The sequence below is a fragment of the Marinobacter sp. RI1 genome (assembly GCF_041155085.1).
GTDB lineage: Bacteria > Pseudomonadota > Gammaproteobacteria > Pseudomonadales > Oleiphilaceae > Marinobacter > Marinobacter nauticus.
In genome coordinates, this window is record NZ_AP031605.1 from 2,432,141 (window position 1) to 2,444,992 (window position 12,852).

Below are 12,852 nucleotides of genomic sequence, written 5' to 3' on the forward strand. Positions count from 1 at the left end.
ACGAGCTTGACCACCCAAACCGACATTCAGCCGCAGGATGCGCCGCTGGGCCGACTTCCCTTTACCTTCGCCAAGCGTAACGGAGTCATCCTTACCCGCAACGAAGAGGGCGAGCCGGTCATTCTAGTGCGCCCGGGGGCTTCCCACACCGCACTGGCCGAGGCAAACCGCGTGAGCGGTGGGCGGGCGAAGTTCTCTACCGTTGAGCCGGACCGCTTCGATCAGGCCCTGAATGCCGCCTATCAGAACGATTCGGCGGAAGCCATGCAAATGGTGGAGGGGATCGGTGACGACATGGATCTGGCCTCCTTGGCGGACTCAGTTCCGGAAACGGAGGATCTGCTGGAGCAGGAAGATGACGCTCCCATTATCCGCCTCATTAACGCCATTCTTACCGAGGCGGTCAAAACCAACGCCTCGGACGTTCACATCGAAACCTATGAGAAACAGCTGATTGTCCGGTTCCGGATTGACGGCGTGTTGCGGGAAGTGGTCCAGCCCAAGCGGGCGCTGGCACCATTATTGGTCTCGCGGATCAAGGTTATGGCAAAACTCGATATTGCCGAAAAGCGGGTACCCCAGGACGGCCGCATTGCTTTGAGGGTGGCCGGCCGGGAAGTTGATATCCGGGTGTCGACCATGCCTTCGTCCAGTGGTGAACGGGTGGTACTGCGCCTGCTCGACAAACAGGCGGGCACCATTCGGCTGGAGTCACTCGGCATGGCCGGGCAGGATCTGAAAACCCTGCGCAAGCTGATCTATCGTCCGTACGGTATTCTGCTGGTGACCGGTCCCACAGGTTCCGGTAAATCCACCACGCTTTACGCCTCTCTGCAGGAAATCAATGATCGCAGCCGCAACATACTGACGGTCGAGGATCCGATCGAGTACAACCTGCCGGGGATTGGGCAGACCCAGGTGAACCCGAAAGTGGATATGACCTTTGCTCGGGGCCTGCGAGCCATTCTGCGCCAGGATCCGGATGTGGTGATGATCGGGGAAATCCGGGATCTGGAAACCGCGGAGATTGCCGTTCAGGCGAGTCTGACCGGGCACCTGGTGTTGTCTACCCTGCACACAAATACCGCCGTGGGTGCCATTACCCGTTTGATGGACATGGGTATCGAGCCTTTCCTGATCTCCTCCAGTCTTGTCGGTATCGTTGCGCAACGGCTGGTGCGGGTACTCTGTACCCACTGCCGCGAGCCCTATATTCCTACCGAAGAGCATTGTGAGTTCCTCCAGCAGGACCCGGCCAACCCGCCCACCATCTTCCGCGCCAAAGGCTGTGAGCATTGTAACCAGTTGGGCTATCGGGGCCGGATTGGTATCTACGAGGTGGTCGAGATCACGGAAGAAATCAGCACCCTTATTCATAAACGCGCAGGGGAGCTGGATCTGGAACGGGAGGCCCGCCTGCACAGCCCGAGTATTCATGCCGATGGCGTTCAGAAGATTCTGGATGGCGTAACCACGGTGGAAGAAGTACTGCGTGTGACCCACCGGAGCCAGTAATCCATGCCGGCCTACGAATACAAAGCACTGGATGCCAGAGGCAAGCAGAAACAGGGCGTGCTGGAAGCCGACGCGCCCAGGGCGGTGCGCCAGCAACTCCGGGAAAAGGGGCTGACCCCGCTGGCGGTGGAAGCGGCCGTAGAAAAACAGGCCCGTAGCAACCCACTAAGTAGCCGCGGTTCTCTGAGCGCAGCTGATCTCGCGCTGGTCACCCGACAGCTGGCCACGCTAATCCAGTCCGGGATTCCGGTCGAGCAGGCACTGAGTGCGGCCGCCCAGCAATCCACCAAGCCGCGGATTCGCAGCATGCTGATTGCGATCCGGGCCAAGGTGATGGAAGGCTACACACTGGCGGACAGCTTCGGTGAATTCCCCAAGGCCTTTCCCCGGCTCTACCGCTCCACGGTCGCTGCCGGTGAACATGCCGGGCATCTTGACCTGGTGCTGAACCGGCTGGCGGACTACACGGAAAGCCGCCAGGAAGCCCGCCAGAAGATTCAGCTGGCTGCCATTTACCCGATTATCCTGAGTGTCGTAGCTATTGCCATTGTGGTGTTCCTGCTCACCTATGTGGTGCCCGACATTATCGAAGTCTTTCTTAAGCAGGGGCAGGAGCTGCCCGCGCTGACGGTAGCTATGCTCTCGGTGTCGGAATTTCTCGGTAGTTTCGGAGTCTACCTTCTAATCTTGCTGGTGGTGGCGATCATCGGGTTCCGTTTCGCGTTGACCAAGCCGGCGGTGCGTCTGAAGTTTCACAAGCGGCTACTTCACCTGCCGCTGTTTGCAGGCATGGTACGAGGCGTGAATACGGCTCGCTACGCCAGTACCCTGAGCATTCTGACCACCAGTGGTGTACCACTGGTTGAAGCCATGCGCATTGCAGGGGAGGTGCTTTCCAACGATTACCTCCGGCAGGAACTGCGGGAGGCTGCCCGGAAGGTCAGTGAAGGGGGATCGTTGCACCGTTCACTGGACCAGACCGGTTACTTCCCGCCAATGATGCTGCATATGATTGCCAGTGGCGAGGCCAGTGGCGAGCTGGACAGTATGCTTGAACGCACGGCCCGCATGCAGGAAAACACCCTGCAATCCAAGATCGCCGCTATTGTGGGATTGTTTGAACCCATGATGCTGCTGTTCATGGGGGCTGTGGTGCTGATTATTGTTCTGGCGATCATGCTGCCGATTCTGAACATGAGCAACCTGGTGGGATGATGGCCCGCCGTCGGGCCAGCAAGGAAGCCAGAAAACTTTTCTGAAAGCGACGAGAAACAACGGACCCAAGATGAGTGAAACTATGAGCATGAACCAACCGAAAGCGCTGGCCCGGACCAAGGGCTTCACCCTGATCGAAATCATGGTAGTGATGGTCATTCTCGGCCTGTTGGTGGCAATTGTGGCGCCCAACATCATGGGGCGCAGTGATCAGGCCAAAGTAACGGTGGCCGAAACCCAGATCAGTAACATCGCCAACGCACTGGACCTGTATCGCCTGGACAACAGCCATTATCCCTCTACCCAGCAGGGCCTTGAAGCACTGGTCAACAAGCCCAGCGGCAGCCCTGAGCCGAAGAACTGGAACCCGGACGGCTACCTAAAAAATGTTCCCGAAGACCCCTGGGGTAACAACTACCAGTATGTCAGCCCTGGTGTAGACGGGCCGTACGATCTGTATTCCTATGGTTCTGACGGCCAGGAAGGCGGGGATGGCGATGCCGCTGATATCAGTGTCTGGGACAGCGGGAACTGATTGATTGTGGGCCGCAGGGCTGACCAAAACGGCTTTACGCTGATCGAGATTCTGGTAGTCCTGATCATCGTCGGACTGCTGGCGGCACTGGCGGTGTTCAATATGGCCGGCAGCTCCCAGCAGCGCGAGCTGGAAAGCCAGGTTCGGGAGCTCTACCTCCTGATGCAAACGGCACAGGAACAGGCGGTTCTCAATAACCTGGAAATGGGCTTGCTGCTGGAAGAAGACGGTTATCGGTTCGTGGCGTTTCAGGATAAGACAGGCGAGTGGAAATCCTCAGGTGAGCGCATATTCCACAAGCGAACCCTCCCGGAATGGTTGACCGTTACCCAGTATATTGAAAGTGACGCTCCGCGACTGGCCTCGGCCGAGGATCGGCTCAGGCCAGACGTGGTGTTCTTCTCCAGTGGTGAAACCACACCGTTTGAAATCGAATTCACCCTGGGCCGGGACACTGACCTGATGCACGTAGTTGCTTCAGATGGCGTCTCGCCGTTGGAATGGCGCAAACCTGGTTCCGGGGATGAGTCATGAGTCGGCCTCAGCGTGGTTTCACCCTGATTGAAGTCCTCGTCGCATTGCTTGTGTTCGGTCTGATTGCAACGGCCGCCGCCGAAGTGGGCGGGAATTACATCACCAGTTTTGAGCGCATACGTGACAAGACGCTGGCAGGCTGGGTGGCGGAAAACCGGATTAACGAACTACGGCTTCAGGATGAGCTGCCAGGGATTTCGGAGAATTCGGAAGATACCGACTTCGGAAATTTCCGCTGGCGGGTCACCACCGTTGTTGAGGCTACGGCAGAGCCCACGATGCGGCGGATTGAGGTAACCGTAGCCAAATACTCCGGGGCGCAGTCGGAACCGTTTGCTGTTCATACCGTGGCTGCCTTCCTGGGAGAAACCTGATGGGCATGCCCGCGCGCCAGGTCAGGTTAGCCGGGGAGTCCGGTTTTACGCTGATGGAGGTACTGATTGCCGTCACTATCACAGCCGTGATCGGGCTGGGTGTTTGGCAGGTGGTGAGCAGTGTAATGAACTCCCGGGACCGGGTGGATGAGGTTGCCCAGGCGTTCGACGGCTTGCAGAAAACCATGTTGCTGCTGGAACGTGACATCACCCAGATCATCAACCGGCCCGCCCGGGATGTTTATGGTGATTATTCACCGTCCTTAACCTCAAGGGATGATGCGTTTGCGTTGATGCTGACCCGCCAGGGTTGGCGCAATCCGCTTGGTCTCCGGCGTAGCGGTCTGCAGCGCGTCGGCTGGGAATATACCGGAACTGAACTGCGCCGTCGGTATTGGCCTGTGGTGGATCAGGGGCAGGAAGACGAAAGCCTGGACATTCTGATGCTGGACGAGGTTCTGGAGTTTGAAATCCGGTTTCTGGATGAGAACGGTAACTGGCAGGAGCAATGGCCGGAAGATGATGCTCTGGCGCAGATGACCCCGGGAACCCGACCCGACATCTCTTTGCCTCGCGGGATTGAGATTACACTGGAACATGAACGCTTTGGTGAGTTGGTCCGCACGTTCAGTTTGCCGGATTTTGAACCGTCGCAGGCTCAGGCGGTGATCAATCAGCAACAGGAGACTCAGGCCGAGTCGGAAGATGACGCGGCTGAAGACGGATCTGGCCAGGCCGCGGGCGGGGTGACCGGCAATGATTAAGTTTGCCGGGAGCAGGCAGCAGGGCGTCGCACTGATCATGGTGCTGTTGGCGATGGCTCTGGTGGTATTGATGGCATCGGGCATGACCCGCCAGCAAAGCCTGCGGGTGTTCAAGGCTGGCCATTACCTGGCCCAGCAACAAGGCCAGAGTATTGCTCTGGGTGCCGAGGAATTTGCCAAGCGTATTCTGGTTCGGGACTACGAAGAGGATAAGGAAAACAGTGTGATGGTCGACAGCCCGGATGAGTTCTGGGCCATGCACGCTGCCATTCTGCCTCTGGACGACAGTGGTGTTGCCGAGGTCCAGATCGATGATCTTGGAGGCAGAATCAACCTGAACGATCTGGTTACCGCGAGCGGAGAAGTGGACCCCATCACCAAAGACCGGCTCACCCGGTTATTTCGTGCTCTGGGTATCACTGGCCTCACCGTAGACCCGCTCATTGACTGGATGGACGCCGACGACCAGGCCATCAGCGCTTATGGTGCCGAAGACGGCCAGTATCTGATGGCAGACCCTCCGTATCGCACTGGCAACCAGCCCTTTGTTTCCATTACCGAGTTGCGTCTGATTGAGGGCATGACCGAGGAAATCTATGCTGCGCTGCGGCCTCATCTGGTGGCGCTGCCAGTCTCCGGCGTCGGCATTAACGTGAATACCGCGACGGCCCAGGTTCTGATGAGTCTGCACGAGGATATGAATGAGGCTCAGGCGGAATCGATTATTGCCAAGCGCGAAGAAGAACGTTTCGAAAACCTTCAGGATTTCCTGGCACTGCCGGAGTTCTCGGGGATGGGGCTGAAAGCCAACGGGTTAACGCTTCAGACCCGTTTTTTTGAAGTTGTCTCACGGATTACCTACGATAATCGTGTCGTCAATATGGTCAGCACCGTGTATAGAAACCCGGAGGGCGAAGTCCGGACGGTTCACAGGGATACCGGGCAGAAGAATCGCATTACCAAGGAACCTTACACTTTCTCAGAAGGATAACCATGTCTTACCGCCTTTTTGTCCGGCCGGTGCCTCCGTATGCGGACCCGGACCAGAGCCCCGATGCCCAGCTGTTCAGCTGGGTGCTCCAGGATGCCAGTGGCGATGCTCAGGCCAGAGGCACGGCTGATACACGGGAGCATATCGAGCAAACGCTGGCACAGAATGCGCTGGAGAAAGTGCTGCTGATCGGACTGATTCCCGGTGATGAGGCGGTTTTCTGTCTGGCGGATATACCGGCGAAACAGACCCGTTTTATTCAGCAGGCCTTGCCGTATGCCGTTGAGGAGCAGATAGCCCAGGACATTGACTCGGTTCATCTCGCGCTGGGGCCGCACACGCCTGAGGGCTACCGGGTTGCTGCCATCGATCGCGAGCAGATGGCTCGCTGGCGCCAACTGTTTTCTGGCTGGTACCACGCCCGTCTGGAGGCCGTCTATCCAGACGCTTCACTGTTGCCAGCGGCGGAATCCGGATGGGTCATCTGCCTGGATGCAGAGTCGGCACTTCTGCAGAGCCAGCGGGGAGAGTGGCTGCGCATGCAGGCAGATAATCTTCCGCTGCTTGCAGTGACACTTGCTGCGCCTTCGTCTGACGAAGTGGTGGCCGAAATTCCGGTGCAGCTATATGGCACCGAGGCAGATCTGGACGCGAGCCAGGCCCTGGTGAGTGAGCTTTCGGGAACCACCGGGCTTCTTCGTATCGAAAAGAAGCCGTTGGAATTTTCGGTAACCGAGTTCCTGGCCTGGTCGTACCACCATCACCTGAGCCAGCCCATTAATCTGTGCCAGGGGGCGTTCGCGTTCAAGGCGGAGGGCAGCAGCCCCCTGAAACCCTGGAAGCCGCTTATCGCCGTGGCATCACTCTGGTTCGTGATCCAGATGGGGCTGGAGATGGGTATGGGAATCTACCAGCAGCAGCAGGCGGAGCAGCTCGAAAGCCAGGCTATGGCGGTTTACCGGAATGCCTTTCCCTCGGACCGCCGAACCCATGCCGGAAACGTACGACGTGTTATCGAAGGCCAGTTACGGGTTGCTGGCTCCCAGGGCCCTGACGTGGATTTTATCACCCTGATGAAATACACCGGCGATCAGTACGGCCGGCTGCAGAATCCCGGAGCTGTTACCTTTAACTCGATTAACTACAGCCGGAGCCGGGGCGAACTCGTGGTGGATATCCGGGCCGACAGTTATGATCGGTTAAGCCGTCTGCGTAACGGACTCGCCAGCGAAGGGCTGCAGGCCCAGATCGGTTCCGTGGTCAACGAATCCAGCGGCGCCCGAGGCCGCCTCACGGTTTCAGGAGGATAAGCCCATGTGGTCACGCATCAAGGATCAACCGGCCGTGGGCAAACTGATTGCTCGCTATGATCAGTTACCCACCCGCGACCGTCAGGCATTGACTGCTCTGGGTATAGCCCTGTTGCTGGCATTGATTTATCTGCTGATCTGGCAGCCGGTGATTCAGTTTCATGACCGGGCTGCCTCGAGTCGTGAGAATGCCGCAGAACTCCTGGCCTGGATGCGGGCCAACGAGACGACCATTCAGCGCCTGGGCTCGGCTGGTGGCGCAGCGACAACTGCGGCAGGGGCTGACAAGCCTGAAGACGGGCGGGCATTGATGGCCCTGGTGACTCGTTCAGCCGGAGAGGCGGGGCTTTCTTTGCAACGCTTCGAGCCCAGCGGTGAGGGTGCCATCCGGGTCTGGCTTGAAAACGCCGCCTACGCTGATGTGGCAGCCTGGCTTGAGCGTTTGCACAGTAATCATGGCGTGGTGATTGACCAGGCCGCACTTGATCGGGGCAATGGGCCCGGGCAGGTATCCGTGAGGCTTACGCTGGCGATCTGACCGGCAAGCGTGACCCCACACTAGCGAGGGAGCAACACGATGGCAGACAACAACAATAATGCTGAAGCTGTTCTGGTTCGCCTGGACGAGACGGCACGAAACGAGGCCCAGTCGGTGCTTTTTCATGCCTATCGGGAGGAGCCGACATTCCAGTACCTGTTCGATCACCGGAAACCCGGTTACAGCCAGAGGGTGAGGGCGACCATCCGGGAATTGATCGACCTTTATCTGGAGCTGAATCAGGATGCCATCGGTGTGATGGTGGACGAAACACTGGTTGCTGTTGCGTTTGTGGGTGAGCCGGAACTCAGGCTGAATCTGGCAGACCAGCTTGGCTGGCGGGTGCGTATGGTTCTGACGGCGGGCTTTTCATCTACGCGCCGGTATCTGGAGTATCATCGCAGGATTCGCGACCTTTTGCCGCAGAGGCAGGCGCATCAGTTGCCGTTGATGGGAGTCAACCCAAAATACCAGCACAAGGGGTATGGTCGGATGTTGCTGCAGGCAGTGGAGCGCCTGTGTGAGGAAAACCCCCGGGGCAGTGGATTGGTGCTCGATACCGGGAACAGCCGTTACCTGCCGTTTTATGAATCCGAGGGGTTCCGAAGCCTGGGCAAGATCCGGCTTGGTGATTTTGAAGACCACGTGTTGTTCCGGGAAGTGCTCGCAGACGAAGATCAGTCGAGTGAGCCCCGGCAACAGCAATCTTGAAGTAAACAGGAGAAACAGTGTCTGAGAGCCATGATTTTGATCTGATCGTTATCGGGGCCGGTTCCGGCGGTGTCCGGCTCGCCCGCATGTCGGCCCAGCGCGGTGCCCGGGTGGCGGTGGTGGAATCCCGTTACCTGGGAGGAACCTGCGTTAACGTGGGTTGTGTTCCGAAAAAACTCTTTGTCTATGGAGCGCACGTCAGGGAAGAGCTCGAAGATGCACACGGATATGGCTGGTCTGTGCCAACAGACGATGTCTCGTTTGACTGGCCAACGCTGGTCGCCAACAAGAATGCCGAGATAGAGCGCTTGAATGGCATTTATGGCCGATTGCTCGAGAATGCCGGCGTCACCATCATTGAGGGTACGGCCAGTCTCCGCGACCCTCACACGGTGATCGTTGGTGATAGAGCTTTTTCGGCAGCGCACATCACAGTTGCCACGGGCAGCTGGCCAGTGGTTCCGGATGTTCCCGGCAAGGAATTTCTGCTCACCTCCAATGAGATGTTTTACCTGCCACAGTTACCGCGCCACGCCGTGGTCTGGGGCGGTGGTTACATTGCCGTCGAGTTCGCCGGCATTCTCGCGGGTCTTGGTGTGGAGACCACGCTGCTGTACCGGGGCGAGCTGTTCCTGCGAGGGTTTGACGAGGATATCCGCAAGTTCACGGAACAGGAGATGCGCAAGAAAGGCGTGGATCTCCGGTTCAATGTCACGATTGAATCTGTCGAGCAGTTGAATGCTCACTACCAGGTGAATCTGAGCGATGGCAGCAGCATGGAGACCGGGCTGGTTATGGCTGCGACAGGTCGCCGCGCGCTCGTAGACGGACTCGGGCTGACCGATCTGGGAGTGGAACTCAATGCTTCGGGTCATGTTGAGGTGAACGATCATTTCCAGACGGCGGTACCGTCCATCTCCGCCCTTGGTGATGTCATCGGAACGCCGCAGCTAACGCCGGTTGCGCTGGCGCAGGCCATGGTGCTGTCCCGGCGGCTGTTTGGTGATGGCCAGGGTGATATGGACTACAGCGCAATACCGACCGCTGTCTTCTGTCAGCCTAATATCGGAACGGTCGGGTTGACCGAGAAAGAAGCGCGGGACGCGGGGCATTCGCTGCGGATTTACCGTTCCGAGTTTCGCCCCATGAAGTACACCCTGAGCGGCCGTGATGAGCGCTGTCTGATGAAGCTGATTGTGGATGATAGTTCAGACAAGGTATTGGGCGCCCATATGGTTGGGCCGGATGCCGGTGAAATCATCCAGGGACTGGCGGTGGCTATTAAAGCCGGTGCCACCAAGGCCCAGTTTGACGCTACGATGGGCATTCACCCGACATCCGCTGAAGAGTTTGTCACCATGCGAGAGCCGGTGGCCTGACAGGGTGGGTAGCGCCGGAGTGCAAAGCCTGCCAACTCCGGCGCTCGTTGTTACACGCGAATCCAGCGAGAGAGTACCTCCCGCAACGTATCCCTGCGCACGGGCTTGGTCAGATAGTCGTTCATACCTGCTTCTTTGCAGGCTTTCTCAGTATCCTCAGACACATCTGCGGTCAGTGCGATAATCGGTACGCCGCTCTGACCATTTCCCTGTTCCCAGTCGCGGATCATGCGGGTGGCATCATAGCCATCCATCACTGGCATCTGGCAGTCCATCAGAATGACATCATAACCTTCGTGGTCATTTTTGATCCGTCTAACAGCATCGGTGCCATTGGTCACGCATTCGGTCTGGAACCCGAACTTCCGCAACAGCGCTTCCGTTACTTTCTGATTCACCAGATTATCCTCGACCACCAGGGCCCGGGCGGTACCGGTGACCTGTTCCCGTGGCTCATCGGTTGGAGGATTCTGATAGGCTAGCTCGAAAGGAAGCTCGAACCGGAATGAGGAACCCTGGCCGATATCGGACTCCACCTGCACATGCCCGCCCATCAATTCGACCAGGCGCTGGACCAGCGACAGCCCAAGCCCTGTGCCACCGTGAGCCCGGTTATCGCCGGTGTCCAGCTGCTCAAAGCTGTTGAAGACACTTTGCAGTCGTTCCGCAGGAATACCAGAGCCTGAATCCTTAACCGAGCATTGGACGAGTACGCAGTGGTTTTCCAGCTCAAGCCAGTTCACCCGGATGCCGACGAATCCTTCGCTGGTGAACTTCAGTGAGTTGTCGATCAGCCCCGCAAGAATCTGCCTTACACGCGGCGCATCCCCAAGCACGGCAGGATGCCGTGGCCATTCACCGAGGAACTGGAGATCCAGGCTCAGCCCCTGCTTTTCTGCGGCGTGACGGTAGGAGGCGACGCAGTTGGTAAACAGGCTCTGAAGATCGAAGGCCTGTTGGTCCAATACCAGATTGCCATTGTCCATTCTGGCGTAGTCCAGGATATCGGAGATCACGGTCAGCAGGTCTTCCGTGGATTGCCGGGCCGTGGTCAGGTAGTCGCTCTGACGTTTGGTCAGCGGCTCTTCGTGAATCAGGTCAACCATGCCGAGCACGCCGTTCAGGGGAGTCCGAAGTTCGTGGCTCATGGTGGCAAGAAACTCTGACTTGGCCTGGCTGGCGTGTTCCGCTTTCTCCCGGGCACTTTCAGAAATCGCCAGTGTCTGGTCCCGGGCAGATCGAAGTTGTTCCAGGTGAACTGCGAGTTCGTTCAATTGTTGCTGTATCTCCGCAATTTCCCGGGCACTGCCCTTGCTCGAGACCGGTTGCGTGGTGTAGTCACCAACAATCAGCTTGCCAACGCGGCTGGATAGTTGTCGCATGGGCTGAAGGATATTGTTCAGGAAATGGTTTGCCAGCAGCAGGCTGAACACCAGCAAGGCAAAGCCCACGGTCAGTGAGCTCCAGAGAATATCCTGCCTTCGGGTTTCCAGAACGTCGGGGTTCACCCCGACTTGCACCAGTCCTACCCGAAGCGATCCGGAATTGAAGTTCCAGCCGCCGGTAAACCAGTCACCCGCTCCTCCGGAACCGATCTCCAGCGGTTCCTGAAGAATCTCGGCCTCATAGATGTCGAAGATCCCGGTTTCTGTGTGTTCCGATTCAACACCTCGGCTGACAAAACCGAGCTCTTCACCAACAACGTCGGTCACGCGAATCCAGTCTGCTTTGCTGCGTTTCAGGGACTGCCCGAGGACCTGCTCCAGAGCCGTTGAGTTACCGGAGACCACGGCATACTCAAGTGCTGGGGCGAGGCTGTCAGCAAGCATCTGACTGCTCTGGGCCAGGTCCAGACGGGCATCTTCGAGACGGGCTGAGGTAAAGAAAACCATCAATGCCACAAAAATCACAACCGCGGGCAGGGCGCCAAGCAGGAGAAGACGCCGCGAGAGTGACATGCCGGGAGTATTGGCTGTGCTGCTCATTGGCCTGCCTCCTGGTTGTTCTCGCTAATCATGTTTTGTACCGCCTGGGCAATCCACTCCCGTTCTGGCAGCGGGATGTTCAGGGATCGCGCAACCTGCTGGTTTACTTCAACCCGGTATTCGTCAGGGTAGGTTGGCGCCGGGAAGGCGCCTGAGTCGAAATAGGTTATCAGGTGACTGGCTGCAAGCTCAGCCATCTCAGTGAATGGCGCATAACTGGAGGCGAGGGCGCCGGCCTTGACGTAGGCCTGGCTCGGGCCGATCAGGATCTTGTTCCTGCGATAGGCGGTCAGCAGAATGTGTTTGATATTGCGTGGGTTGTAAATGGCATCATCCTGCCCGGCAAGCAGAAAATCACCGAAGCTGAGGGCTCGAATGAGGCTTGGGATAAGTTGATCCTCGGTATCGGCAATAAAGACCTTGGCTTCCAGGCCGTAGGGTGCCAGTTGATCGATGAGGGGTTCGTAAAGTTCTACGCTTTCGGTTGTGGCAAGCAAGGCGACGCGGGTTGCCTGGGGCAGGATGACCTTGCCCGTCAAGGCTTGCCGTAATAAGGGTGCATCGTAATAGACGGCAGACAACTGGCCGGAAAAGCGTGTGGTATAACCCTCGATGAAATCCTTATCAACCAGTAATGCCAAAACCGGAAGATCCCTGTTGGCCTGGCGCACCCGTGAGAATGCGGCAGGCCCTATTGCGATCACAGGTTCATTCTCGAGAACAGTGAGCTGGCTTTCAGTCAGTGGCTCCAGTGTGACCTGGTCGCTAAGCTGTTTGGTCAGCAGGCGAGCAACATGGTCATCCAGAGCGGCGTTGCCAGATCCGGCGATATAGGCTGATCTGGTCCCCGATTCCTGGCCCAGGGCGAGACCAGAATCAACGAACAACAAAGCCATCAGCCAGACCAGCAAAGAGGTGACTCTGGCAAGTCTGGATGTACGGCCCGTTGTAACGTTACCGTTTGGGTTGAGCATCGTCTGACAGCTGGTCCATTCCATTGA

Annotated in this window: 13 protein-coding genes; 11 read left to right on the top strand and 2 right to left on the bottom strand. The window is 57.8% G+C overall.

The window, feature by feature from the left end; translation table 11 throughout:
- Positions 1–6 precede the first annotated feature (6 nt).
- The 11 genes from gspE (at position 7) to gorA (ending at position 9,866) form a co-directional block, all read left to right on the top strand.
- Complete coding sequence (gene gspE / locus ACAM27_RS10935) at positions 7–1,515, top strand: type II secretion system ATPase GspE (RefSeq protein WP_014421649.1); 1,509 nt, start codon at positions 7–9, stop codon at positions 1,513–1,515.
- A 3-nt stretch (positions 1,516–1,518) separates the two neighbouring features.
- Entirely contained in the window at positions 1,519–2,730 is a 1,212-nt protein-coding gene (gene gspF / locus ACAM27_RS10940; RefSeq protein WP_369611931.1) for a type II secretion system inner membrane protein GspF, read from the top strand.
- An 88-nt stretch (positions 2,731–2,818) separates the two neighbouring features.
- The gene (gene gspG / locus ACAM27_RS10945; protein WP_031210904.1) at positions 2,819–3,265 is read left to right on the top strand and encodes a type II secretion system major pseudopilin GspG; all 447 of its coding nucleotides are present in this window, start codon (positions 2,819–2,821) and stop codon (positions 3,263–3,265) included.
- Between the two features lie 6 nt (positions 3,266–3,271).
- On the top strand, positions 3,272–3,799 hold the full coding sequence (gene gspH / locus ACAM27_RS10950; protein WP_014421646.1) for a type II secretion system minor pseudopilin GspH: 528 nt from the start codon (positions 3,272–3,274) through the stop codon (positions 3,797–3,799).
- Complete coding sequence (gspI, locus tag ACAM27_RS10955; protein ID WP_369611932.1) at positions 3,796–4,173, top strand: type II secretion system minor pseudopilin GspI; 378 nt, start codon at positions 3,796–3,798, stop codon at positions 4,171–4,173. The genes gspH and gspI overlap by 4 nt, the downstream gene beginning before the upstream one ends.
- On the top strand, positions 4,173–4,937 hold the full coding sequence (gene gspJ / locus ACAM27_RS10960) for a type II secretion system minor pseudopilin GspJ (protein ID WP_369611933.1): 765 nt from the start codon (positions 4,173–4,175) through the stop codon (positions 4,935–4,937). The genes gspI and gspJ overlap by 1 nt, the downstream gene beginning before the upstream one ends.
- Positions 4,930–5,928 (top strand): type II secretion system minor pseudopilin GspK, encoded by a 999-nt coding sequence (gene gspK / locus ACAM27_RS10965; protein ID WP_014421644.1) that lies wholly within the window; start codon positions 4,930–4,932, stop codon positions 5,926–5,928. Before gspJ ends, gspK begins: the two co-directional genes overlap by 8 nt.
- 2 nt (positions 5,929–5,930) lie before the next feature.
- Positions 5,931–7,238 carry a type II secretion system protein GspL gene (gspL, locus tag ACAM27_RS10970; protein ID WP_369611934.1) on the top strand — a complete coding sequence of 436 codons (1,308 nt, stop codon included), beginning with the start codon at positions 5,931–5,933 and terminating at the stop codon, positions 7,236–7,238.
- A 4-nt stretch (positions 7,239–7,242) separates the two neighbouring features.
- A complete protein-coding gene (gspM, locus tag ACAM27_RS10975) occupies positions 7,243–7,776 on the top strand; it encodes a type II secretion system protein GspM (protein ID WP_369611935.1) in 534 nt (177 codons plus the stop codon).
- A gap of 39 nt (positions 7,777–7,815) precedes the next feature.
- The gene (locus ACAM27_RS10980; protein WP_022992395.1) at positions 7,816–8,487 is read left to right on the top strand and encodes a GNAT family N-acetyltransferase; all 672 of its coding nucleotides are present in this window, start codon (positions 7,816–7,818) and stop codon (positions 8,485–8,487) included.
- 17 nt (positions 8,488–8,504) lie between these two features.
- Positions 8,505–9,866: a glutathione-disulfide reductase gene (gene gorA / locus ACAM27_RS10985; RefSeq protein WP_023010225.1), complete on the top strand. Its 1,362-nt coding sequence runs from the start codon at positions 8,505–8,507 to the stop codon at positions 9,864–9,866.
- A 50-nt stretch (positions 9,867–9,916) separates the two neighbouring features.
- On the opposite strand, the gene ACAM27_RS10990 is transcribed toward gorA, so the two are convergent.
- The gene (locus tag ACAM27_RS10990; protein WP_369611936.1) at positions 9,917–11,851 is read right to left on the bottom strand and encodes an ATP-binding protein; all 1,935 of its coding nucleotides are present in this window, start codon (positions 11,849–11,851) and stop codon (positions 9,917–9,919) included.
- The gene (locus tag ACAM27_RS10995; RefSeq protein ID WP_369611937.1) at positions 11,848–12,849 is read right to left on the bottom strand and encodes an ABC transporter substrate-binding protein; all 1,002 of its coding nucleotides are present in this window, start codon (positions 12,847–12,849) and stop codon (positions 11,848–11,850) included. Before ACAM27_RS10995 ends, ACAM27_RS10990 begins: the two co-directional genes overlap by 4 nt.
- Between the last annotated feature and the right edge of the window lie 3 nt (positions 12,850–12,852).

Excerpts from the sequence above, each read along its gene's own strand:
- gspJ (WP_369611933.1), top strand. The coding sequence starts at position 4,173 with ATGGGCATGCCCGCGCGCCAGGTCAGGTTAGCCGGGGAGTCCGGTTTT.
- gspM (WP_369611935.1), top strand. The coding sequence starts at position 7,243 with ATGTGGTCACGCATCAAGGATCAACCGGCCGTGGGCAAACTGATTGCT.
- ACAM27_RS10995 (WP_369611937.1), bottom strand. The coding sequence starts at position 12,849 with ATGGAATGGACCAGCTGTCAGACGATGCTCAACCCAAACGGTAACGTT.
- gspG (WP_031210904.1), top strand. The coding sequence starts at position 2,819 with ATGAACCAACCGAAAGCGCTGGCCCGGACCAAGGGCTTCACCCTGATC.
- gspF (WP_369611931.1), top strand. The coding sequence starts at position 1,519 with ATGCCGGCCTACGAATACAAAGCACTGGATGCCAGAGGCAAGCAGAAA.
- ACAM27_RS10990 (WP_369611936.1), bottom strand. The coding sequence starts at position 11,851 with ATGAGCAGCACAGCCAATACTCCCGGCATGTCACTCTCGCGGCGTCTT.
- gspI (WP_369611932.1), top strand. The coding sequence starts at position 3,796 with ATGAGTCGGCCTCAGCGTGGTTTCACCCTGATTGAAGTCCTCGTCGCA.
- gspK (WP_014421644.1), top strand. The coding sequence starts at position 4,930 with ATGATTAAGTTTGCCGGGAGCAGGCAGCAGGGCGTCGCACTGATCATG.
- gspL (WP_369611934.1), top strand. The coding sequence starts at position 5,931 with ATGTCTTACCGCCTTTTTGTCCGGCCGGTGCCTCCGTATGCGGACCCG.
- ACAM27_RS10980 (WP_022992395.1), top strand. The coding sequence starts at position 7,816 with ATGGCAGACAACAACAATAATGCTGAAGCTGTTCTGGTTCGCCTGGAC.